At 31.6% G+C, this 22,768-nt stretch carries 21 protein-coding genes; 11 read left to right on the top strand and 10 right to left on the bottom strand.

The annotated features are described in order from the left end of the window. Window positions 1-765: 765 nt before the first annotated feature. From RT99_RS22225 to menD, 3 genes are all read right to left on the bottom strand, one after another. The gene (locus RT99_RS22225) at window positions 766-1,623 is read right to left on the bottom strand and encodes a S1 RNA-binding domain-containing protein (protein ID WP_042566927.1); all 858 of its coding nucleotides are present in this window, start codon (window positions 1,621-1,623) and stop codon (window positions 766-768) included. A 182-nt stretch (window positions 1,624-1,805) separates the two neighbouring features. Next, entirely contained in the window at window positions 1,806-2,147 is a 342-nt protein-coding gene (locus RT99_RS22220) for a DUF2853 family protein (RefSeq protein ID WP_042566926.1), read from the bottom strand. A 97-nt stretch (window positions 2,148-2,244) separates the two neighbouring features. Beyond that, entirely contained in the window at window positions 2,245-3,906 is a 1,662-nt protein-coding gene (gene menD, locus RT99_RS22215) for a 2-succinyl-5-enolpyruvyl-6-hydroxy-3-cyclohexene-1-carboxylic-acid synthase (protein ID WP_042566925.1), read from the bottom strand. A gap of 172 nt (window positions 3,907-4,078) precedes the next feature. On the opposite strand from menD, the gene RT99_RS22210 reads away from it, so the two are divergent. Continuing rightward, the gene (locus RT99_RS22210; protein WP_042566924.1) at window positions 4,079-5,254 is read left to right on the top strand and encodes a thioredoxin fold domain-containing protein; all 1,176 of its coding nucleotides are present in this window, start codon (window positions 4,079-4,081) and stop codon (window positions 5,252-5,254) included. A gap of 33 nt (window positions 5,255-5,287) precedes the next feature. Further along, on the top strand, window positions 5,288-5,785 hold the full coding sequence (locus RT99_RS22205) for a GNAT family N-acetyltransferase (protein WP_042566923.1): 498 nt from the start codon (window positions 5,288-5,290) through the stop codon (window positions 5,783-5,785). 424 nt (window positions 5,786-6,209) lie between these two features. On the opposite strand, the gene RT99_RS22200 is transcribed toward RT99_RS22205, so the two are convergent. Then, on the bottom strand, window positions 6,210-6,797 hold the full coding sequence (locus tag RT99_RS22200) for a glutathione peroxidase (RefSeq protein ID WP_042566922.1): 588 nt from the start codon (window positions 6,795-6,797) through the stop codon (window positions 6,210-6,212). Window positions 6,798-7,146: 349 nt separating this feature from the next. After that, window positions 7,147-7,326 (bottom strand): hypothetical protein, encoded by a 180-nt coding sequence (locus RT99_RS22195; protein ID WP_042566921.1) that lies wholly within the window; start codon window positions 7,324-7,326, stop codon window positions 7,147-7,149. A gap of 339 nt (window positions 7,327-7,665) precedes the next feature. On the opposite strand from RT99_RS22195, the gene RT99_RS22190 reads away from it, so the two are divergent. The 4 genes from RT99_RS22190 (at window position 7,666) to RT99_RS24875 (ending at window position 10,209) form a co-directional block, all read left to right on the top strand. Next, window positions 7,666-8,196 carry an RNA polymerase sigma factor gene (locus RT99_RS22190; protein WP_042566920.1) on the top strand — a complete coding sequence of 177 codons (531 nt, stop codon included), beginning with the start codon at window positions 7,666-7,668 and terminating at the stop codon, window positions 8,194-8,196. Further along, entirely contained in the window at window positions 8,196-8,984 is a 789-nt protein-coding gene (locus tag RT99_RS22185) for an anti-sigma factor domain-containing protein (protein ID WP_042566919.1), read from the top strand. Before RT99_RS22190 ends, RT99_RS22185 begins: the two co-directional genes overlap by 1 nt. Window positions 8,985-9,078: 94 nt before the next feature. Then, on the top strand, window positions 9,079-9,456 hold the full coding sequence (locus tag RT99_RS22180; RefSeq protein WP_042566918.1) for a DoxX family protein: 378 nt from the start codon (window positions 9,079-9,081) through the stop codon (window positions 9,454-9,456). A gap of 18 nt (window positions 9,457-9,474) precedes the next feature. Then, window positions 9,475-10,209 carry a DUF3667 domain-containing protein gene (locus tag RT99_RS24875; RefSeq protein ID WP_052483767.1) on the top strand — a complete coding sequence of 245 codons (735 nt, stop codon included), beginning with the start codon at window positions 9,475-9,477 and terminating at the stop codon, window positions 10,207-10,209. 220 nt (window positions 10,210-10,429) lie between these two features. Here the strand turns inward: RT99_RS24875 and ccsA are convergent, their stop codons facing one another. Beyond that, window positions 10,430-13,645 carry a cytochrome c biogenesis protein CcsA gene (gene ccsA / locus RT99_RS22170; RefSeq protein WP_042566917.1) on the bottom strand — a complete coding sequence of 1,072 codons (3,216 nt, stop codon included), beginning with the start codon at window positions 13,643-13,645 and terminating at the stop codon, window positions 10,430-10,432. 310 nt (window positions 13,646-13,955) lie between these two features. On the opposite strand from ccsA, the gene RT99_RS22165 reads away from it, so the two are divergent. Further along, window positions 13,956-15,644 carry a glycoside hydrolase family 28 protein gene (locus RT99_RS22165; RefSeq protein ID WP_042566916.1) on the top strand — a complete coding sequence of 563 codons (1,689 nt, stop codon included), beginning with the start codon at window positions 13,956-13,958 and terminating at the stop codon, window positions 15,642-15,644. A gap of 61 nt (window positions 15,645-15,705) precedes the next feature. Here RT99_RS22165 and RT99_RS24870 read toward each other — a convergent pair whose 3' ends face one another. The 4 genes from RT99_RS24870 to RT99_RS25760 are packed head-to-tail and all read right to left on the bottom strand — an operon-like array spanning window position 15,706 to window position 19,722. Continuing rightward, window positions 15,706-16,737 carry a hypothetical protein gene (locus RT99_RS24870; protein ID WP_131494945.1) on the bottom strand — a complete coding sequence of 344 codons (1,032 nt, stop codon included), beginning with the start codon at window positions 16,735-16,737 and terminating at the stop codon, window positions 15,706-15,708. Window positions 16,738-16,762: 25 nt separating this feature from the next. Then, on the bottom strand, window positions 16,763-17,797 hold the full coding sequence (locus RT99_RS24865; RefSeq protein ID WP_052483765.1) for a hypothetical protein: 1,035 nt from the start codon (window positions 17,795-17,797) through the stop codon (window positions 16,763-16,765). 9 nt (window positions 17,798-17,806) lie between these two features. Beyond that, entirely contained in the window at window positions 17,807-18,769 is a 963-nt protein-coding gene (locus tag RT99_RS24860) for a hypothetical protein (RefSeq protein ID WP_052483764.1), read from the bottom strand. Beyond that, entirely contained in the window at window positions 18,769-19,722 is a 954-nt protein-coding gene (locus RT99_RS25760; RefSeq protein ID WP_052483763.1) for a hypothetical protein, read from the bottom strand. Before RT99_RS25760 ends, RT99_RS24860 begins: the two co-directional genes overlap by 1 nt. 171 nt (window positions 19,723-19,893) lie before the next feature. Between RT99_RS25760 and RT99_RS22140 the strand changes: the two genes are divergently transcribed. The 4 genes from RT99_RS22140 to RT99_RS22125 all read left to right on the top strand — a co-directional run bounded on the left by RT99_RS22140 (window position 19,894) and on the right by RT99_RS22125 (window position 22,768). Continuing rightward, on the top strand, window positions 19,894-20,655 hold the full coding sequence (locus tag RT99_RS22140; protein ID WP_042566915.1) for a Rossmann-like and DUF2520 domain-containing protein: 762 nt from the start codon (window positions 19,894-19,896) through the stop codon (window positions 20,653-20,655). Beyond that, complete coding sequence (locus tag RT99_RS22135; RefSeq protein WP_042566914.1) at window positions 20,639-21,166, top strand: HAD family hydrolase; 528 nt, start codon at window positions 20,639-20,641, stop codon at window positions 21,164-21,166. Before RT99_RS22140 ends, RT99_RS22135 begins: the two co-directional genes overlap by 17 nt. A gap of 98 nt (window positions 21,167-21,264) precedes the next feature. Next, window positions 21,265-22,191 (top strand): geranylgeranylglycerol-phosphate geranylgeranyltransferase, encoded by a 927-nt coding sequence (locus RT99_RS22130; protein ID WP_082037002.1) that lies wholly within the window; start codon window positions 21,265-21,267, stop codon window positions 22,189-22,191. Continuing rightward, window positions 22,184-22,768, top strand: a complete 585-nt coding sequence (locus tag RT99_RS22125) for a Maf-like protein (protein WP_042566913.1) — start codon at window positions 22,184-22,186, stop codon at window positions 22,766-22,768. The genes RT99_RS22130 and RT99_RS22125 overlap by 8 nt, the downstream gene beginning before the upstream one ends.

Below are 22,768 nucleotides of genomic sequence, written 5' to 3'. Positions count from 1 at the left end.
TTCGTTTTAAAAAAAAAGAAGTAATTTTACGCCCTAGAAATCAATTAGATACATTTATTTCATTGATTTCAGATTGATTTTCTTTCACTGATTTATTAACCTAAAAAATGATTTTTTTGAGAAAATTTAAAAAATTTGTCGCTCATTTTTTTGGGGTTTTGAATACTAAGACTTTAATTGATGGGCAAATGGTTTATGCATTTGTAAAAACTCAAAGGAGAGATAGTAACACCTAAGGTTAAAAAATAGAATTGTTTACTCAATTTGTCTAACAAGGATTACGATAATGGGGACTTAATTAAAATTGAAGAACTTTCTATAAATATAAATATCAAACAAACCAAATGGTTCTGCCGTGAAATTGATTTTTTGCTTTTGATGCGAATGTTATAAGCTATTTAAAGACATACCAATCACGAAGATGATTTCTAAAATTTTTAAAGTCATTATCTTAATGATTGATTCGAATAATTTTATTTCTGTTTTTTTTTAATTACAATTTTTTTTAAAACTAGAATAAAAAGGGAAAGGCTACTTGTAATGAGTAGCCTTTCTTGTTATAAATGGTTAAAATTCCAAAAAATAAATTCCAAATTCCAATGCAAACCGGATAATTTAACCGCAAAGTTCGCAAAAGCTTTTTATTGTAAGATTTTATAAAAAAGTTCGCAAAGCTATATGTGAACTTCGTTTTAATCTTAAGCTTCAATTATGCGATGCTACATTGGAATTTGGAATTTTATTTTTTTTGGAATTTTAAAGAATCTATTCTTCTTTTACCAGATAAATCCCGTCTTCTTTAATTTCGATAAGTTTATCTTTATATAAAGCTCCAATTGCTTTTTTAAATGTCTTTTTGCTCATTTTCAACACTGTTTTAATATCTTCGGGATGAGAATTGTCATTTAAACGTAAAAAACCTCTATTGGCACGCAATTCATCTAAAATTTTCTCTGCATTTGGCTCAATACTTTGATATCCCTGTACTTGCAAAGCAACATCTATTTTATTGTCAGGACGAATGTTTTTAATATATCCGCGCATTCTGTCGCCTGTTCTAATCGCATCATCATACACTTCATCTTTGTATAACAAACCTTTATGTTGCTCATTGATGATCACATTTATTCCTAATTCGGTAATATGTGAAACAATCAAATCAACTTCTTCTCCCTTTTCAACTGTAAGCTGATCGTTCGACAAAAATTGGTTCAATTTACTTGAAGCTACCAAACGATTAGTTTTTTCGTCCATATAAAGGTAAACCAGGTAACGTTTTCCTTTTTCCATTGGGCGAGCCTGCTCTTTAAACGGAACCAGAATGTCTTTTTCCATTCCCCAATCCATAAAAGCACCAACCTGATTGATGTAATTTACTCGCAAAAGAGCAAATTCATTCAATAATATATAAGGTTCAAGAGTTGTTGCAACTGGACGCTGTTCATGATCTAAATAAACAAAAACGATAAGTTCTTCGCCTATTTCAAATTCATTGGGAACGTATTTATTGGGTAATAAAATGTCGTGAATTCCTTCGGGATCTTTTTCAGGATTCCCTAAAAACAAACCAACTTTGGTATCACGTAATATAGTTAGTGTATTGTATTTTCCTATTTCAATCATATTCTAAGTTTCTAAGCTGATAAGCAACTAAGTTTCTAAGCCGCAAATGTACGAAGTTTGAAAATGGTTCACAGAAAAATATTTCAGATAAAAAGGAAAAAGCGCTATTTGCTTCATAAAGTTTGTTTTATAAAAAGAAAAAGCACCAAATTAATGGTGCTTTTGTATTTGATAGTTTCAATTTATTTGTAAACACTTTCTTTTTTAAAGTGCACTGTCAATAAATAGTAAACTACTGCTCTGTATTTATGTTTGTTTGCTTTGCCATACTTTTCTAAAACTGCATGAATTGCAGTATCTAATTCAGGACCGTTTGGTAAACCTAATTTTTTTATTAAGAAATTTTTCTTAACTGTATCTAATTCTGATTGTTGGCTTCCTGCAACTGTAGATGCATCTGAGTTGTATATAGACGGTCCGCAACCTATTGTTACTTTAGTCAATAAATCCATGTTTGGCGTTACACCACATTTTTCCTTTAAATCTTCTGCATACTTTTTAATTAATTCTTCTCTTGCACTCATAATAAATAGTTATTGATTGTTATTTTAAAAAATCAAACTTACATATTTATTATACAATCACAAAAATTTTAACCCAATTTAACTTACATTTTACAAATTAGATTAATTCCTTGAAAAATTGATTCAAAATAACATTGTTTTCAAAAGTGGGTGTAAAAATTTCCAGAATACTCGCAGCATTATTTTGATTGTATAATGAATCAATACTCTCGTTTAAAGAGTTCAAATCAGTTGCCGTCAAGTAATTCATTTTATACATCTTAGCCAAATGTTCAGCCGTTAATTGATGTGATGTTTCAAAATAAGTATTAAATACAGGTTTTTCTTCATGACCAGGCAAAATCCTGAATATTCCTCCTCCTCCATTATTAATCAATATAATTTTGAAGTTATTTGGAATATAAGAATTCCACAAAGCATTACTGTCATACAAAAAGCTGATATCGCCGGTTATAAAAACATTTTGCTTTTTACTCCCTACCGAAGCTCCAATTGCAGTTGATGTACTTCCATCAATTCCGCTTGTGCCACGATTACAAAATACCTCTATAGAACTATCAATATCAATTAATTGGGCATATCGAATTGCAGAACTATTGCTTATTTGCAATTGACTGTTTTTTGGTAAAGTTTCGATTATTTTTTCAAAAACCTGAAAATCAGAAAATGGTATTTTACTTAGATATTCTTGTTTTCTTACCTTTCGCAAATCGTAAATTTTGTCGATTTTAGAAAAATAATCACTTTCAACAAATGTTGTTTTAGAAAGTAAATCGGTAAAAAAATCATTTGGCTGCATTACAATATGTTTTGTTTTTGCATCAAACGTATCGTAGGCACGCAAAGTATCTATGTGCCAATGTTGTTTTGGTTTGTATTTTCGTAAAAACGCCTTGATTCTTTTCGAAACAATCATTCCGCCAAAAGTCAATAAAATTTCTGGCTGAAAGTCTTCAAAATCACCATTTTCAAATGGAGTAATTAAAGTATCGATACTATTAATAAAACCTGGATGATGAAGATTAGAAGTCGTTTCTGTCAGCACTACAACCGAAGGATCATTTGCTAAATTTTGAACAATTTTATCATCAATAGCATTGGCTTCGTTAACGCCAACCATAATTAATTTTCGCTTGGCAGAGTTCCAGACTGAAACTAATTCTTCGCTGTTTTCTATAGTTTTTGTTCCGATAATCTCTTCAGAAACGGTAATTTTTGGATGGACCGAAAGTGTATCTACGGTTTGATAAAGCGGTTCTTCAAACGGAGCATTGATATGAACAGGACCTTTTTGAAGAATCGCCGTTTCGATCGCTTTATTGATTTTTAAATCATTTTCTTCTGAAGCTTCTTCGGTTAAATTGGCATTAAAAACAGAATGATTCTGAAAAACATTTTCCTGACGAATCGTTTGTCCGTCACCAATATCAATTTTACTTTGCGGGCGATCTGCAGAAATAACGATTAAAGGAATCTGGCTGTAAAATGCTTCGGCAAAAGCAGGATAATAATTTAATAATGCTGATCCTGAAGTACATATAACAGCTGTTGGCTGTTTAATTTGCTGGGCAATTCCCAATGCAAAAAAAGCGGCACTACGCTCGTCTGCAATACTGTAACAGGTAAAATTAGGATTTTGTGCAAAACCTATTGTTAAAGGTGCGTTTCTTGATCCCGGAGAAATTATAATATTGGTGATTCCTTTTGCTAAACAAATTTCGATAATGCTTTGTGCAAGCGGTATTTTGGGGTAAATCATTCTTATAATGTATTATTTTATAAAGAAAATCTTTAAGAGTAAGATTCACTTTTGATAGTACAAAGTTACAAACTTCGTACTGGATTTAACTTATAAATTAGGAAGATATTAAGACTGCTTTTGTAAAAAGAGGATATATTTGTGAAACGAAATTCCTAGTAAAAATTACAACATGCGTTTCTTATATATACTTTTTATATTCATTTCAATTCAAACAGTAAAATCTCAAAATCAGTTTATTCCTGATGATGTTCCTTATAAAACAGCTTTGGAAACTGCAAAAAATACAGGAAAACCACTTTTTATAATGCTTTATGCCGATTGGTGCCCGCATTGCAATCAAATGAAAAATGAAGTTTTTAGCGACGCAGCCGTAATGGATTTCCTGAAGAAAAATTATATCTGCGTTTGGAAAAATATTGAAAAGGAAGAAGGTATTGCGCTAAAAGACAAATTCAATACCAAATCATTACCCACTTTTTTATTTTTGGATGATAATGAAACGCTTTTGTATGCTTTAAAAGGCGAAATGAAAAAAGCTGATTTTATTAGCGAGGCCAATTTTGCTTTGAATCCTAAAATGCAATTGCCTTATCTGGAAAAAGAGTTTTTAGCCGATAAAAGCAATTCAACTAAGTTTTTTGCTTATTTGAACACTTTGAAAAAGGGAAAAGACCGAACTGAATTATCGATTCCGACACATATTTATCTTGAAACACAATCAGATGCTCAACTTGTTAGCGAAACAAACTGGCGCGTTATTGCCAATGGTGTAACTGATATTAATTCGAGGGAATTTCAATATGTTTTAAAACACCAAAAGGAGTTTGCCGCCGTAGCTTCGCAAAATCGCGTTGATCGAAAAATAGAAAGTATTGTAACAGAGTTGTTACGACCTTATGTAGATAATTTGGATACGATAAACTATTATAAACAAAGAGAAATTGCAAAGTCAATTCGTTTGCAAAAAACAGATTCACTCGTTTTTAAATTTGATTTAACTCTGGCCGAAAGAACCGAAAAATGGCAGTTTTATAAAAAAGTTACACTTGAGGATACTCAAAAATTAGTTTGGAATGATGCCAGTTTCCTAAAAGATATTGGACAAACTTATCTGAAACATATTACTGACGAGGAAAGCCTTAAAAAATCAATTTTGTGGGTAAAACATTCTTTAGAATTAAATGATTCTTATGATGGTAATTTGCTGACAGCAAGGTTGTATAATAAAATAAAAGATAAAAAATCAGCTTTAAAATACGCCAAAGATGCCAAAACAATTGCAAAGGAAATGAATTGGAATTCTAAAGATGTTGATGTTTTACTGGCAGAATTAAATAACAAATAAAATTCCAAAATATAAATTCCAATTATAAACATCATGAACATAATACTCAGATCCGCAACTACAGACGACTTAGATAAAATTCTTGAAATTGTAAATCATTCTATTTTACATACAACGGCAAATTATAGTTATGATATTCAGACTCTTGAAGTGCAAACAAAATGGTTTGAGGATAAAAAAACTAAAAACCTGCCTGTTGTTGTAGCCGATTTAGATGGCGAAGTAGTTGGTTTTGGCAGTTACGGACAGTTTCGCGAAAAAATTGGTTATCAATATACTGTTGAACATTCTGTTTATGTTGTAGATCATGTAATAGGAAAAGGCATTGGTTCTAAATTACTTAAGGAACTAATTCGTTTAGCAAAAGAACAAGGATATCATGTAATGATTGGCGCCATCGATGCTGATAATGCCGGAAGTATTGCTTTTCATGAAAAATTTGGTTTTGTAGCTACAGGAACGATTCGTGAAGTCGGATTTAAGTTTGATCACTGGCTTGACTTGGTATTTATGCAGTTGATATTAGTTTAAACCGCAAAGCTTTTTACTAATGTAATTTTGAACGCGGATGACGCGGATTCGCAAGCGAAGACGCAGATGTTCGCGGATTTTTCTCATAGTTAGTCAAATTTCTACGAAAGAGAATCACATCCAGAGAATGACATACTTTATGTTCATTTATATGATTTCTCTTTTGTCAAAATAGCGCGCTTTTGAAAACATTTTTCAACATACTATTGTTATTATTTACCCTACCAGAAAAAAATCCGCAATAATCCGTGTCTTCGCTTGCGAATCCGTGTCATCCGCGTTCAATATCTCTCCAATATAAACTTTTGTCGATGTCGCACGTGAGATTGCTTCGTTCCTCTCAAAGACGTACTTTTGTCGTAAAAAAAATCCACAAACTTGAAAAATTCAAATTTGCGGACTTTTAGGTTTGATAGTTTTCTAATTAACTCTTTATCCAGTTGATAACTTCAGGATCAGTTGGTAAAGTTCTAGGTTTGATAACTTTAACCAATTCACCTTTTTCGTTGATTAAATATTTTTGAAAATTCCATTCTACTTCAGAATCCTGTAAGCCATTTTTAGATTTCTGAGTAAGGAATTTATATACTTCGCACATATCATCTCCTTTTACAGAAACTTTGTCCATCATCGGAAAAGTTACTCCATAATTTTGTTGGCAAAAAGCACCAATTTCTTCATTTGTACCTGGTTCCTGAGATGCAAAATTATTTGCCGGAAAACCTACAATTACAAAACCTTTGTCTTTATATTCTTTGTAAATTGCTTCAAGATCTTTGTATTGAGGCGTTAATCCGCACTTTGAAGCGGTATTTACAATCATTACTTTTTTACCTTTTAAAGAAGCAAAATCAAATGAATTTCCTGATAAATCTTCTACTTTAAATTGATAAATAGTTTCTTTTGTCATGACTTTATCCGTTTTAGGCGTTTTTGTTTTATTAGTTTGCGCTTGGTTTTGGCAACTAAATAAAAGTAGTGCGCCATACGCCATTATTATAATTTTTTTCATGTTTATATTTTTTATAAAATTAATCAAAATCAGTTTCTTAAAGAGATTTTGGCTGCTTATTTTTTCTTAATCATAAGTTAAATAAAAAAATGAAGCCTAACGTTAATCACTCGTTAGGCTTCTCCCCATACAAACAAATCAAACCATGAAATTAATTTTATATATCTTTTTATTTAAATTATAGCTGATGCACTGCGGTTATGATGAAAATTCTTTGTTCCTGAATTGTTAAACTTCCAAATACTTTCTGATTGGTGTTTACAATTTTTACATGGCTTATTTTCCTGGTCGTTTTGTAATTCAGGAAAATTTTCAGTCTGGAAGTCCGAGTAGCATCAACTATAAAATTTTATAAATCCTGACTTATAACTTTCTTATAAGAACTGTTATTTTCTAAATTTTCTATTTGATGTATTGTTGAAGAACTATTTCTAACAATACCTTTGCGAAGAATAGTATCTGTGGAATTTGAATACTGCAAAACACTAGTTAAGGCAATGATCAATATTTTTAATTTATTTATACTCATGATGTTTTTTTTGATTATTAAATTTCTTTTTTAATACTCTTAAAAGGCTCATACTAATCTTATATAAATCAAATTTTTAACCGGCTTTTATCTTTATTTTTTCAATCTGTATTATTTCACTTACTTTTATAATGATATATACGAAAGAGATTAAATTTTGGTTTTAAAAAAAGTAAAAAAAAAGTAAAAAAATCATTATTTTTCGTAAACCCCTTATTTTTAAAGACCTGACAACAATTTAAAAAAAATGTTTTTTCATAAAAAAAATAAATTATCTTTATCTGATTGTAATAAAATATTTCCTAAAATTTTTGTTTAAGCTTAAAAAAACCAAAACGTATGAGTCAAGAAGAATTATTAGTTTTAATTTACAAAAAAGACGAAAGAGCTTTTACCCATTTGTATGATATGTATTCTAAGAGTTTGTTTTCGGTCATCAATGTTCTCATAAAAAACCGTGAAGAAGCTGAAGATGTTTTGCAGGAAGTTTTTGTAAAAATCTGGAAAAATATAGATTCGTATAACGAAAGTAAAGGTCGTTTTTATACCTGGATCCTTAATATAGCTCGTAATACGAGCATAGATAAGTTAAGATCTAAAAATTTTAATAATAGCCAAAAAAACCTTTCTTCGGATAATTTCGTAAATCTGTTAGATGACAGTAATAAACTCACTAATAAAATTGACACCATTGGTATTCAGGAATTTGTAAAAAAATTGAAACCAAAGTGTATTGAAATTATTGACTTATTATTTTTCAAAGGATATACTCAACAAGAGGCGTCAGAAGAACTGGCAATTCCGTTGGGGACTATCAAAACGCAAAACAGAAACTGTATTAACGATTTACGTAATTATTTAAAAATATAATGGAAGCACAAGAATATATAGAATCAGGAATTTTAGAACTTTATGTTTACGGTTTATTAACCGAAACAGAAAATCTGGAGATAGCCGAAATGGCAAAGAAAAATCCCGAGGTTGAACAGGAGATTCTTGAGATAGAAAGAGCTATTATAGCTTTATCATCAAGTTTTTCACCTTTTCATTCTGTAGCTAATTTCGAAAAGATAAAAGCACGCCTAGAACTGAAACATGGCAAAGTAGTAGATATGAAACCGGCATCAAACTGGTCTCAATATGTGGGCTGGGCTGCTGCAGTTTTAATGCTTTTGGGGCTTGGATATCAAACTTTAGAATTAACAAAAACCAAAGAAGCTATTGCAACTGTTGGTAACGAAAAGAATAAAATTCAGAGAGAATTTGCTTATTTAGATCAGCAAAATAAAGAAACAGAGAAAAACCTAACTATTGTAAGAGATATCAAAAACACTGGTGTAACACTTGGTGGTCAGGCGGTTTCTCCAACATCTTTTGCCAAAGTATACTGGAACAAAGACACCAAAACGACTTATATTGATGCTGCAGGTTTGCCAAAACCTCCAAAGGGCATGGTTTATCAGGTATGGTCTTTAAAATTAAGTCCGGTTCTTACGCCTACAAGTATTGGTTTACTGGATAATTTTGAAGAAAATGATCAAAAAATCTTTGCTGTAGAGCAAACAGATTCTGCAGAAGCATTTGGAATTACACTTGAGCCGGCCGGAGGAAGTGCAACACCTACAATGGAACAATTATATACTTTAGGAAAAGTTTAAAATACAATTTAAAACAAAAACTTAAAACGCATATTAATTTATTTAATGTGCGTTTTTTTATTATTTTTAATTCAAAACACTAATAATCAAATATATGAACGGAAATTTACTTTTAAGAATCGCAACTGCAATCATACTTCTCTCCCACTCTGTTTTTGGAATTTTTAATAATGGTATAAACGATTTTGGAAATCTATATCTTAATCAGATTGGTTTTGCACCGTTTGGTGTTTTTCTGGCATGGTCAATAAAAATTTCGCACATCATTGCTGCTATATTGTTACTACTAAACAAATATATTAAGCCTGCAGGTTTTGTTACTATTTTCATTTTGATAATGGGCATAATTTTAGTTCATTTTCAGGAAGGCTGGTTTGTTGTTGGAGGCGGAAGAAATGGTGTAGAATATAACTTTTTGCTGATTTTTGTTTTATTAGCCATTATGTATCCAAACGGTTTTAAGAAATCTTAATAATTTAAAAGTTAAAGTATGGAAATAACCTGTAAAAACTGCAATCAGACTTTTAAAGGACATTACTGCAATAATTGCGGACAACCTGCCGATACGCACAGAATAAATGCACATTTTTTATGGCATGATATCCAACACGGATTATTGCATTTTGATAATGGAATTCCTTATTCAATTAAACAATTGTTTATAAGACCAGGACATTCAATTCGGGAGTTTATTGAGGGAAAACGAGTTAAACATTTCAAACCATTGTCTTTAGTTGCAGTTTTGGGAGCGCTTTATGGTTTTTTGTATCATTATTTTCATATCAATTTATTTCAGGCTTCTACAGATTTAGAGATTGATTTTAATGATTATAATGAGTGGATGGCAACTCATTTTGCCTGGGTTACGATTGCTACAATTCCTATTTATACTATTGGAACTTATATTGTTTTTAGAAAACAAGGCTATAATTTTGTCGAATTATTTGTATTGAACACTTTTAAGGCTTCACAAAGACTTTCTGTGCAAATTTTGACATTTCCAATACTTTTATATTTAAATAGTATACATCATGCTGAGAGGTTTTCATCTTTGACTTATCTTCTTGGTATTATATTGATATTTTGGACAAACATTCAGTTTTTTAATAAAATGTCAAGAACAAGAGCTTTCTTTTTAACGATTTTAAGTCACTTGATTTTTTTAGTTACTTTTTTTATCCTAATTATTATAGTGCTTGCTATTATTGGGAAATTGCCTAAATAAGAAATTATAAATGATTACTATTTAAATGTTCTAATGAAACTAAGTGCCCTAGCCCTGATGGGAACGGCATCCTTTTATGGTGGTCCCGATAGCTATCGGGAACCATAAAAGATACAGTGGACAGCAGGAAACAGCTTCTAATTCTGCTAATGATCAAAAAAAAGGTTCAACTTTACGCTGAACCTTTTAGGAGAATTAATAATTTGCTTTCTGAAATTATTTATTTTTTTGCTTTTACAGCTTTTTTGCTTTTATAATACTTATTGTATTTTGGATATGTTATAAGTGCAATTAAGGAAATAGTCCCTAGTGAATAATAAACCCAGCTTAATGAATGCGCTTCTCCACTTGCATAAGAGTGCAGACCAACCAAATGGAAATTCACTCCATAATACGTAAATAAAATCGATACAAAGGCGTACATGCTCATTACATTGAAAAACCATTTACTACGAAGCGATGGTACAAAACGAGCATGAATTACGAATGCATAAATCATGATTGAAATTAATGCCCAGGTTTCTTTTGGATCCCATCCCCAGTAACGTCCCCAGCTTTCGTTGGCCCATTGTCCTCCAAGAAAGTTTCCTATTGTTAACATAATCAAACCAATAGTCAAAGCCATTTCGTTGATATAAGTTATTTCTTTGATATTCAATTCCATTTTGGTTTTGTTTTTCTCATTGGTAAAGAAAATCAAAATCAGGGCTACAAAACCTAAAATCATTCCAAGTGCGGTTGGTCCGTAACTTGCCACAATAACAGCAACGTGAATCATTAACCAATATGAATTCAGAACAGGTTGTAAATTGGCAATTTCCGGATCAATCCAGTTGGCGTTTGATGCCATGAAAATCATCGCCGTCACAAACGCTGCAGATGCCACAGTAAGTTTCGATTTTCTGTCAAAAGCCAATCCAAAGAACATTGTTGACCAAGCTACATACACAATGGCTTCATAAGCATTACTCCACGGTGCGTGACCCGAAATATACCAACGGGCAATTAATGCAACTGTGTGAAGTGCAAAGATTAACCCAATTAATATATGAAAACCATTTACAGTAATTCGTAACCATTTTTTATCGAAAAAGATACTGAAAAGTGTAAAAATCAACATGAAAATTCCTGAAAGAGAATACCAGTAAAACATTTTTGGTAAAATATTATAAGTATTGTACGCGATTTCAAGATCAATTTTTTGTTCGCTTGGGCGTACTTTACTTCCAAATTTCTTCTGAAAACCATTAATACTTTCAACCAACTGATCTGCAGTACCAAAGTTTTTAGAAATAGAACCGTTGTTTAATGCACTAAAATACATTGGCAGAATTTGTTTTACATATGTAGAATCCATTCCTTTTAAACCTGCATTATTCAATTCTAAATAAGAGATCCATTTATTGTTTGGGTCATTCGGAATAGGAAATATTCTTAAAATACTTCCGCTTAATGCCGACTCCATTAAATTTACTTTTTTATCAGCTTCGATAAAATCTTTCTCAAAACTATTTGGATTTCCAGCTTTATAGGCAGCATCTAAATAAGGTGCAAGTTTATAATTTCCGTTTTCGTCAAAAAACTTTACAAACGGAGCTAATTTTGCTTTTCTGTCAACACCAATAATTTTACGGATACTATCATCTTTTGTATTCAGGTAAATAATAGGAACCTGAATCCAAACCTGGGCGTATTGCGTCATAGACAAAAATACCTGATCAGAATTCATTCCGTTATAGGTATCGCTCTGGCTCACTTTTCTCAATAATTCAGATGAAAAAGTATTGATAGGTTTCATTCTACCGCCAGCATCCTGAATAATCAAGCGCCCAAATTTTGCAGCATGCTCTTTAGGAGCTTTATAAATTGTCAATAAAGAGTCAATTTGTTTTTGACTTGGCGGAGCTGTAACGTGATTGGCGTGATCGTTTGGATCTTCGTTATGCGAGTGATTGTGTTCATGAACATGAGGCGCTTGCGCAAAGCCATTCAAACTAAATAATAAAACGAAAATTGTGATTAGTTTTTCTTTTTTCTTTTTCACTGCTTCTAATTTGCGTTTCAAATCTGCAAAACGAGAATGTTTGGTAAACATAATAGCCATCAAACCGAAGAACAACATAAAATATCCTAAATAAGTAATTGAAGTTCCCCAGAAATCGTGGTTTACAGACAATACAGTTCCTTTTTCGTCGGGATCAAATGATGATTGAAAAAATCTGTATCCTTTATAATCTAAAACGTGGTTCATATAAATATCAGCATCAAAAGTTTCTGCAGAATCCTGAACGGTTACTTTACTTTCAAAAGAAGAATAACTTTTCTCAGTTCCAGGATATTTGGTTGCTATAAAGTCGTTTAATTTTACTTTAAATGGCAAAACATAGGCTTTACTTCCGTAGAATAAAGTGTATTCAATTTTTCCTATTTTAACTGTTTGCGGTTCACCAATACTACCTTTAGAACCTAAAAGTCTTACTTGTTTTTCTTCACCATCAGCTTTAACTTTTACAATTAAAGCATCGTTATGAGATTTTGCTTTATAGTCATTATTTGACTCATAATCAACGATTCCTCTAACAGCAGGATCTGGAAAAACGATTCTAATATCACCAATACTATATAAAGATCGCATCATTAACGGCTGTACATTATCTTTCGTAACATCACCTTCAAGCTTATCAGCCATTCTCATGAAACGTCCTTCAAAAGGTGTTTGAATGGTGTATTTTTCGCCGGTTGTATTGATATTTATGGCACCATCTGTTGGTTTATTTAAAGCAAATAAAACGTTGTGAATGTTCTGAACTTCACCTTCTTTCAGGAAATGTTCTTCACGTCCGCCTGCTCCTGCTTCTACCAATTTAAGGTATAAAGTTCCGTTTGCACTTGGTTTTATAGTTTCTTTAGCGCCCATGATATATTTGTCGAAAGTCACTTCAAAAGTAGTTTCGTCAAATTTTCCTGAAATACTAAAATCATTATTGGTAACGGGCGATAACAAAAGGCTTTTTTCAAAAACCCTGCGTTTCATTTCACCTTTATATTCACCATCAGCAAGAATGGTTATAAATGTTTTATCAGAATAGATTTGGTTTTCGGCTGCGCCTTCGCGAATTGGCATCATACCTTCGTAACTAATATAACGTGTAATAAAAGCTCCTAAAAGAATAAAAATAAAGGCAATATGAAGCAATAAAGTTGCCCACTTTTCTTTTTTTAATAATTGATAACGTTTGATGTTTCCGAAGAAATTGATCAGGAAGAAAACCATTATGGCTTCAAACCACCAGGTATTGTAAATTAAAATTCTAGCTGTATCGGTATTGTACTTACTTTCGATAAAAGTTCCAACACCCATTGCGATTGCAAATGTTAAAAAAAGAACGGCCATTAATCGTGTAGAAAACAAAAAAGAGAATATTTTTTTATCCATTTTTGAGGAATTACATTGTATAAAAGTGCCACAAAAGTACTTAAAAATGTTGAGTATCGATATTTGCCATTTGTTAATTAAAACCAAAAATAGGCTTAATTTAATTTGATGTTTTCATCTTAAACAAGTTAAATACTACAATTAAACTGTTTTAGAATTTCTTTGAAAATGAAAAAATTTTATTAGATTTGTGTAATCGATTACATTTTTAATTTATATTTGAAAATCCAGAATTATTTTAGAATTGATAAAAATCGCGATTTAAAATAAGAATTACAGCTATTAATAACCACACTCATATAATTTCAAAATGAAAACTAACTCAACTAACTTATTGTGCATTCTCGCAGCTTTTTTAGCAACCTGCTTTTCAGGAAGTATTCAGGCTCAAAAATCCAAAACAACTGATGCTTACGCTGGTATCGAATTTAAAATGTCGAAAGTTCAGGAACCAAAAATCCCTAATAACTCCGTCAATATAAAAGATTTTGGAGCTGTAAACGGCGGTTACACTCTTAATACAAAGGCCTTCGCCGATGCTATTGATGCGGTTTCAAAAAAAGGCGGCGGAAAAGTTGTTATTCCGCCCGGAATATGGCTTACGGGACCAATTATTCTGAAAAGTAATATTGAATTGCATGCAGAAACCGGAGCATTAATCAAATTTTCGACCGATAAAAGTTTATATCCTATTATAGAAACCAGTTTTGAAGGTTTAAATACCTGGCGATGCATCTCTCCTATTTATGGTAAGAATCTCGAGAATGTCGCTTTTACCGGAAATGGCGTTTGGGATGGTTCAGGTGAAGTTTGGAGACAAGTAAAAAAGAGCAAACTAACAGAAAGCCAATGGAAAAAAGTGATTGCTTCCGGAGGGGTTTTAAATGAGAAAAAAGAAAGCTGGTATCCATCTGAAACTTTTATGAAGGCTTCGATTGGTGCCGATCAAAATGTGCGTCTTGATTTAAAAACAAAAGAAGAATTTGAAGCCATTCATGATTTTCTTCGTCCGGTAATGGTCAGTATTCAAAACAGTAAAAGAGTTCTTTTTGACGGACCGGTTTTTCAAAATTCCCCGGCATGGAATATTCATCCTTTAATGGTTGAAGATTTGATTGTGAGAAATGTAACGGTTAGAAATCCGTGGTATTCTCAAAACGGAGACGGTCTTGATGTTGAATCCTGTAAAAATGTATTGATTGAAAATTCCAGTTTTGATGTTGGTGATGATGCTATTTGTATTAAATCAGGAAAAGATAAAGACGGTCGCGATCGTGGCGTTCCCTGCGAAAATATCATTGTACGAAATAATATCGTATATCACGGACACGGCGGCGTAACAGTTGGAAGTGAAATGTCCGGAGGTGTAAAAAACCTTCACGTATCTAATTGTACTTTTATGGGAACGGATGTTGGATTGCGTTTTAAAAGTACACGCGGTCGTGGCGGAATTGTGGAGAATATCTATATTTCGGATATTTTTATGACCGATATTCCATCGCAAGCCATTTCTTTTGACCTTTATTATGGAGGAAAATCTATCGCAGAAACTTTGGCCGAAGGCGGAAATAAAATCAATACAAAAGCAATTCCCGTAAATGAAGAAACGCCGCAATTCAAAAATATTTCGATTAAAAACATCACAATTTCAGGAGCTTATCAGGCTGTATTTTTGCAGGGTTTGCCTGAAATGAATCTTGAAAATATTGAGATTTCAAATTTAATTGCAAAAGCAGAAAAAGGCTTTTCAATCATCGATGCAAACGGAATTAAAATAACAAATGCCAAATTAGATATCAAAAGTCCAACCATTTTTGAAATCTATAACGGAAAAAATATGTCTTTAAAAAATGTTGAATTCAACTCAACTTCTGCAAAAGCCGTTACTATTGATGGTGCCGCAAGTGAGAAAATTGAATTGGTTTCTTCTAAAGATGTAAATTATTCTAAAACAACGACTATTGGTGAAACTGTTTCTAAAGGAGCGGTGAAAATGTAAAAGAATAAAAAAATATAACCCAGCTTATTGATACTAATTACGCTGGGTTATATCTTTAAAATTATTTAGATAATGTGTTTTTCTTCAAAGCTATTATTTCTTCATTTTGCTTTTTATTTTCTTCTATCAAACTTTGAATATTCTTGTTTTGATCAATCATATAAAGTGTCAATTCCTCTATTTTCTGCAAAAGCCTGGCATTCATTTCTCCCAAATTAATTCCATTTTTAAGAACTTCTTCTTCATTAGGAATATTTTCTAAATGTCCTTTTTCATTAATATGTTTTTCAACTTCTGCAAGCGTTGGCAAATTATACTCTTTTTTAAAAACAAAGTCAGACCAGTCTTTCATATCAACTTTTACTTCCTGAGAATGTATTGTGCCTTTTACATCTAATTTATTATTTGGGTTTGTAATTCCAATACCTATATTTCCTTTATCTATTGTTAAATAAGTATCCACTCCATTGCCCCACGATTGGATATTATCATTTGGATCTCTTTCCCACCATGTTCTTGTATCAACATGGGGTGTCTTAAATGATACATCTATTGAAATACCATCATGTAGTCGAGTTGTCCACCAATTATCTGATGTAGCGTCTCTATATAACCATACTCTATTATAAACTGTATTTGAAATTACAGATCCACTACTTTCATTTATTAATTGATAAGAACCCGTTCCAGAATTTAATGGCACTTCTACATAATTTTCTAATGTACCTTTAATTATTTGATTTCCAACAAATGTATTTGTTCCCCGAGTTGCAAGTTCTATCCAGATAGGGTTTTTAGGAGTTAAATCACCAACAATTTTCCTGAAAAATAATCTATCATTTTCTGCAAATGAAGAAGCAATTTGCAATTGATGATTATTGTTTGAATTTTCGTGTCTTACTACAAATAGATGTTGGTGTCCATAATAAGATAAATCAGGAACTCCTCCAGTATGATTTACACCTCCAAATACACCTGATTTTAACAGACCCCCAAAGTCATTTGTCATTGGAGCATATCCGTCCCCAATTTGTTGAGCAGATGCTGTAACTGTCAAAAATAATACAATGAGTAGTGTTGTAATTTTTTTCATTAATTTGCTATTTATATAATTAATTTTATTTAAGTTTTTGTTCCAATTTTTCAAGTCTTTCAGATAACAATTTAAAAGATTTATTCTCTTCTTTTAAATCTTGAATTTCTTTTGATTGCTGAATTGTATATAATGTCAACTCTTCAATTTTCTGCAAAAGCTTGGCATTCATTTCTCCTAAATTAATACCATTTTTAAGAACTTCTTCTTCATTAGGAATATTTTCTAAATGTCCTTTTTCATTAATATGTTTTTCAACTTCCGCGAGTGTAGGCAAATTGTATTCTTTTTTAAAGACAAAATCAGACCAGCCTAACATATCTACTTTTACTTCTTTTGAATGAATTGTGCCGTTTACATCTAGTTTATTACTTGGGTTTATTTTTCCAATACCAACGTTGCCATAATGATCAATTCTCATTTGCTCTTGGTTATTATTAGTATTAAAAGATATCCCTCCTCCACTAGTACCGCTACCTCTAAAAAAATTAATAGAACTATTTGTAATATTATAAAAACTATGTTCAATTGAGAAAGATTTACCGTTTACAATTGAAGTATTATATCCTCGTACTCCTAGAAAAGTCCCATCACCAACAAAATCACCTTCTGGCAATCTGGCAAATACTGCTGATAAAATACCATTTCCAGTATTTTTTGCTACATCTAAAACGGCTCTTGGAGTATTAGTTCCAATACCTACATTTCCATCATAGTTCCATGTCATAACGTGTTGATCTGGTATTGAATTTGTATTTGCATTTCCATTAATATACAAATCAAGCTTACTTCCATACAATCCACTTCCACCATGTCCTATACGAAATTCAGCATTTTCATTATATGAATAATTTACCGTACCATTTCTAGAAAGTTTTAAAATTGATTGAGTTGGAGAGATTTGTCCTGCTGGTACACTTGTATTTACAGTTTCTCTTATTTCTAAATTACTAGTTGGGTTTAAGGTTCCTATACCAACATTACCTCCATCAGTTGGGAAAAAATTTTGAGCAAAACTTATTTGAGATAAGACTAATGTAAGTAGTAATATTTTTTTCATTATCTTGATTTATTTTTTAAGTTCCTTAACTATATTTTCCAATTCTAATTGTCTCATTTTTACTTCAGCATTCTCTTTCTTCATTTCAATATTCTCTTTTTTCATTTCAATCATGTAAAGCGTCAATTCCTCTATCTTCTGCAAAAGTTTAGCGTTCATTTCTCCCAAATTAATTCCATTTTTAAGAACTTCTTCTTCATTAGGAATATTTTCTAAATGCCCTTTTTCATTAATATGTTTTTCAACTTCTGCAAGCGTTGGCAAATTATATTCTTTTTTAAAAACAAAGTCAGACCAGCCAAGCAAATCTACTTTTACTTCTTTGGAATGGATTGTTCCGTTTACATCTAGTTTATTGGTTGGGTTTGCCTTCCCTATACCTACGTTACCTGCAAAAAACACAAGTGACTTATAATCCACTCCAGCATAACGTTGAATAAATTCTTGATTAATACCACTAGTATTCCAAATTGTTTGAAGTTTTAATTCATAATCTAAATTTCCTGATGACCATTTTTGAGTATTATAAATTTGTTGTGCCAAAACTGGTGTGTAAACTTCTAAATAAGCTGAAGGCGATGGAGTACCAATACCTACATTTCCATTAAAAGTTTGATTTCCATTAAAAGTATTAGATCCTCTTGTCGCAAATTCAGACCATGCAGTATTTGTCGGTGTTAAATCGAAATTATTGGCAATCTTTCTAAAAAAAATCCTATCATTCTCTGTGTACAATGAGGCAATTTGTAATTGATAATTATTTGTTTGATTTACATGTCTAATAACAAACAAATGACTCCAGTCATGACTTACATCCGGAATCGTACCACGCGTAATCAAACCACTATATACTCCCGACTTTAAAGGTGTTGCAAAATCATTTATGACTGGTGAAAATCCATCCCCTATTTGTTGAGAAAAAGAAAATGAGGTAATAAATATAAAAGCAATTATTACGGTTGTTTTTTTCATTAGTTAATTTTATTTTTAAGTTGGGTAATTGTATTCTCTAATTCGGATTGTTTATTCTTCATTTGAATATTCTCTTTTTTCATTTCAATCATATAAAGCGTCAATTCCTCTATTTTCTGCAAAAGCTTAGCATTCATTTCTCCCAAATTAATACCATTTTTAAGCACTTCTTCTTCGCTTGGAATATTTTCGAGATGCCCTTTCTCATTAATATGTTTTTCAACTTCTGCAAGAGTTGGCAAATTATATTCTTTTTTGAAAACAAAATCTGGCCAAGTCCACCCTAGCATATCTACTTTTACTTCTTTGGAGTGGATTGTACCGTTCACGTCTAGTTTATTGGTTGGGTTTGCTTTCCCTATACCTACGTTGCCATCTGTAAGAAAAAGTTCATCCATATATCCTTTTGAATAAGAACTTAATACTAATCCCATCCGTGAATCATTTCCAGAAGCAAAAGTTAAATAACTTCTTATTTGAGGTCCTTGTAAGTCATTCCCGTAAGCAGTAAAAATAATTTTATTACCCTTTCCTGCAATGTTTTCATAATTTTTTAAGATTAAATCTTTATTAATCCCTAGATTACCATTAATACTTTGGTCTCCAGTAAAAGTATTATTACTTCTTGTGGCAAGCTCAATCCACGCAGAATTTGTGGATGTTAAATCATGTGCAATTTTTCTAAAAAACAACCTGTCATTTTCATTGTATGATGAAGCAATTTGCAATTGATAATTATTATTTGGATCAATATGTCTTATCGCAAATAAATGTTGCCATCCAGTACCTGCATCGGGAGTCTGTCCTATGGCATTTTGACCACTATAAACACCGGATAAAAGAGGAATGTTAAAATTATTTATTATAGGAGCATAACCATTCTCTCCAATAGATTGAGAAAATGATATTTGTATAACACAGAATATTGCCAAAAATGTAATTGTACTTTTCATTTATATTTTTTAAAATTATTAGAGTCAAAAATAGGGTAAAGAAAATATTTATTTAAACTTATTAAAAATATTTTTCTTACTATTTTTTAAGATAATAAAAAGATGATTTTAATTTTATGCGTGTTGATTAATAGGTTATATCCATTCAAAAAATAATGCTAATTTTGCGTTATGATTAAAATAACGTTAATTGGTTCCGGAAATGTTGCGCAGCATTTGATAAAAGCTTTCGCTAAAAGTGAGCTTGTTGAAATTGCACAGGTTTTTTCCAGAAAAAAAGAAACTCTGGCTTCTTTAATTGAATTTGATAAAATTGTAGACGATTTTCAGGATTTAAAAGAAGCACATCTATATATTATCGCTGTTACAGATAACGCAATTTCCGAAGTTTCAGCACAATTACCTTTTAACAATCAACTTGTTGTTCATACTTCAGGAACTGCATCAATTGATACTTTAGACGCTAAAAATCGTAAAGGCGTTTTTTATCCCTTACAAACTTTTTCTAAAAATAAAGAAGTTGATTTTTCAGTGATTCCGATTTGTCTGGAAGCTGAAAACACATTTGACTTTCGTGTTTTAGACACCGTAGCAAAAAGTATTTCAAAAGCTGTTTTTCCTATAAATTCAGAGCAGCGTAAGGCACTTCATGTTGCTGCCGTTTTTGTGAATAATTTCACCAATCATTTATATCAGATTGGTCAGGAAATTTGTGAAGAGAATAAGGTTCCTTTTGAAATATTGAAGCCTTTAATTCAGGAAACAGCTGATAAAATCAATACTTTAAATCCAACCGAGGCTCAAACCGGACCTGCAAAACGCAATGATTCGACTACAATTGAGGCACATTTGGAATATTTAACCAATGAAAATCAAAAGAATATTTATAAAATACTAACACAATCTATACAAAATAATGGCAAAGAGTTATAAAGAAATAATGAACGATATTACAACATTTGTTTTTGATGTTGATGGAGTACTTACAGACAGTTCTGTTTTTGTAACCAGCGAAGGCGAAATTCTTCGTACGATGAATATTCGTGATGGTTTTGCAATGAAAGCAGCTGTCGAAAGTGGCTATCATGTTTGTGTTATTTCTGGTGGAAGTAATGAGGGTGTTCGCGTTAGGCTTCAAAATTTAGGTATTAAAGACATTCATTTAGGAACTCCTAACAAAGTTGAAACTTTTAAGGAATACACTGATACTTATAATATTAAACCAGAACAAGTTTTATACATGGGCGATGATATTCCAGATTTTCATGTTATGAAATTAGTAGGATTACCAACTTGTCCGCAAGATGCAAGTCCTGAAATCAAAAATATCTCCCGTTATATCTCTCACGTAAAAGGCGGACGGGGCGCTGCACGAGATGTAATCGAACAAGTGATGAAAGTACAGGGAAAATGGATGGAGTATTTTAATGGTCAACACGACTAATAATTATGAATTATTAATTATAAATTATTAATGATTTTCGTTGTGGTGAAAAGCCTTTGAACCTTTGTCCCTCAGAACCTTAGAACCTTCAAAAAAAAATGAAATACCTTAAACTCATTCGTTACCAAAACCTGTTAATGCTGGCTTTTATGCAGCTTTTATTTCGTTATGCTTTTTTAAAACAGCAGGATATTCCTTTGGCTTTGGCCGACTGGCAATATGGATTATTGGTTTTAAGTACCGTTTTATTAGCGGCAGCGGGATATGTAATTAACAATATTCTCGATGTTGCGACGGATAGAATTAATAAACCAAATGACGTAGTAATTGGCAAAGGCATTTCTGAAACCCGTGGTTACAATATTTACATTGGGTTAAATATTACGGGAGTTGCCATAGGCTGTTATTTATCAAATGTGATCATGAGACCAACTTTTGCCGTGATTTTTATATTGATTGCGTCTGTGCTTTATTTTTATTCTACAAGCTTAAAACAAATTATGGTTTTAGGAAATTTTGTAGTAGCAGCAGTATTATCATTTAGTGTTATAATTATTGGTGTTTTTGATCTTTTTCCGGCTACAAATGCTGAAAATCAGGCACAAATGGCGAGTATGTTTTCTATATTAATTGATTATGCCTTGTTTGCATTTATGATTAATTTTATTCGCGAAATAGTAAAAGATATCGAAGATGTAAATGGTGATTATAATCAGGGAATGAACACTTTACCAATTGCAATTGGAAATAGCAGAGCTGCAAAAATAGCCTTGGGATTTGCTATTATTCCTTTCATATTGTGTTTACTTTACATTAATAAATACTTTTTAGAAAACAATTTATATATCGTTACTCTGTATGCTTTTGCTTTTGTTTTGGCACCGCTTTTATACTTTATAGTAAAAATATTTGGTGCAAAATCACAAAAAGAATTCCATCATTTAAGTAATGTTTTAAAACTGATTTTGCTTTTCGGAATTTTATCAATTTTGGTTATTACCTTAAATATCAAGTACAATGCTTAAAGAAAAATTAAAAAAATATACTTTAATCCTGGCTTCGGGATCACCACGCAGACAACAGTTTTTTAAAGATTTAGACCTTGATTTCGAAATCAGGTTAAAAGATATCGAAGAGATTTATCCTCCAGAATTAAAAGCTGTTGAAATAACCGATTATTTGGCCGAATTAAAAGCCAGCGCATTTGAAGGTGAACTAAAACCAAACGAAATTTTAGTAACCAGCGACACCATTGTCTGGCATCAAAATAAAGCTTTAGGAAAACCTAAAAGTGCCGAAGAAGCTTTTGAAATGATAAAATCAATGTCGAATACTACACACGAAGTATTTACATCGGTTTGTTTTAAAACCAACTCTACTTCTACCCTAATTAATGATGTAACAAAAGTAACCTTCAAAGATTTGTCTGACGAAGCTATTTTATATTACATCGAAAACTACAAACCTTATGATAAAGCCGGAGCTTATGGTATTCAGGAATGGTTTGGTTTTATGGCAGTTGCAAAAGTTGAAGGCTCTTATACCAATGTTATGGGCTTGCCAACAGCTAAAGTTTACGAATATTTGAGTACTTTAGTGTAA

Source organism: Flavobacterium sp. MEB061 (genome assembly GCF_000834715.1).
GTDB lineage: Bacteria > Bacteroidota > Bacteroidia > Flavobacteriales > Flavobacteriaceae > Flavobacterium > Flavobacterium pectinovorum.
Note: the sequence above shows the minus strand (reverse complement) of the source record. Positions and strands in the feature narration are given on the sequence as shown.

What these genes read in the sequence shown, in the direction of transcription:
- RT99_RS22225 (WP_042566927.1), bottom strand. Translation starts at nt 1,623, where the DNA reads ATGATTGAAATAGGAAAATACAATACACTAACTATATTACGTGATACC.
- RT99_RS22220 (WP_042566926.1), bottom strand. Translation starts at nt 2,147, where the DNA reads ATGAGTGCAAGAGAAGAATTAATTAAAAAGTATGCAGAAGATTTAAAG.
- menD (WP_042566925.1), bottom strand. Translation starts at nt 3,906, where the DNA reads ATGATTTACCCCAAAATACCGCTTGCACAAAGCATTATCGAAATTTGT.
- RT99_RS22210 (WP_042566924.1), top strand. Translation starts at nt 4,079, where the DNA reads ATGCGTTTCTTATATATACTTTTTATATTCATTTCAATTCAAACAGTA.
- RT99_RS22205 (WP_042566923.1), top strand. Translation starts at nt 5,288, where the DNA reads ATGAACATAATACTCAGATCCGCAACTACAGACGACTTAGATAAAATT.
- RT99_RS22200 (WP_042566922.1), bottom strand. Translation starts at nt 6,797, where the DNA reads ATGAAAAAAATTATAATAATGGCGTATGGCGCACTACTTTTATTTAGT.
- RT99_RS22195 (WP_042566921.1), bottom strand. Translation starts at nt 7,326, where the DNA reads ATGAGTATAAATAAATTAAAAATATTGATCATTGCCTTAACTAGTGTT.
- RT99_RS22190 (WP_042566920.1), top strand. Translation starts at nt 7,666, where the DNA reads ATGAGTCAAGAAGAATTATTAGTTTTAATTTACAAAAAAGACGAAAGA.
- RT99_RS22185 (WP_042566919.1), top strand. Translation starts at nt 8,196, where the DNA reads ATGGAAGCACAAGAATATATAGAATCAGGAATTTTAGAACTTTATGTT.
- RT99_RS22180 (WP_042566918.1), top strand. Translation starts at nt 9,079, where the DNA reads ATGAACGGAAATTTACTTTTAAGAATCGCAACTGCAATCATACTTCTC.
- RT99_RS24875 (WP_052483767.1), top strand. Translation starts at nt 9,475, where the DNA reads ATGGAAATAACCTGTAAAAACTGCAATCAGACTTTTAAAGGACATTAC.
- ccsA (WP_042566917.1), bottom strand. Translation starts at nt 13,645, where the DNA reads ATGGATAAAAAAATATTCTCTTTTTTGTTTTCTACACGATTAATGGCC.
- RT99_RS22165 (WP_042566916.1), top strand. Translation starts at nt 13,956, where the DNA reads ATGAAAACTAACTCAACTAACTTATTGTGCATTCTCGCAGCTTTTTTA.
- RT99_RS24870 (WP_131494945.1), bottom strand. Translation starts at nt 16,737, where the DNA reads ATGAAAAAAATTACAACACTACTCATTGTATTATTTTTGACAGTTACA.
- RT99_RS24865 (WP_052483765.1), bottom strand. Translation starts at nt 17,797, where the DNA reads ATGAAAAAAATATTACTACTTACATTAGTCTTATCTCAAATAAGTTTT.
- RT99_RS24860 (WP_052483764.1), bottom strand. Translation starts at nt 18,769, where the DNA reads ATGAAAAAAACAACCGTAATAATTGCTTTTATATTTATTACCTCATTT.
- RT99_RS25760 (WP_052483763.1), bottom strand. Translation starts at nt 19,722, where the DNA reads ATGAAAAGTACAATTACATTTTTGGCAATATTCTGTGTTATACAAATA.
- RT99_RS22140 (WP_042566915.1), top strand. Translation starts at nt 19,894, where the DNA reads ATGATTAAAATAACGTTAATTGGTTCCGGAAATGTTGCGCAGCATTTG.
- RT99_RS22135 (WP_042566914.1), top strand. Translation starts at nt 20,639, where the DNA reads ATGGCAAAGAGTTATAAAGAAATAATGAACGATATTACAACATTTGTT.
- RT99_RS22130 (WP_082037002.1), top strand. Translation starts at nt 21,265, where the DNA reads ATGAAATACCTTAAACTCATTCGTTACCAAAACCTGTTAATGCTGGCT.
- RT99_RS22125 (WP_042566913.1), top strand. Translation starts at nt 22,184, where the DNA reads ATGCTTAAAGAAAAATTAAAAAAATATACTTTAATCCTGGCTTCGGGA.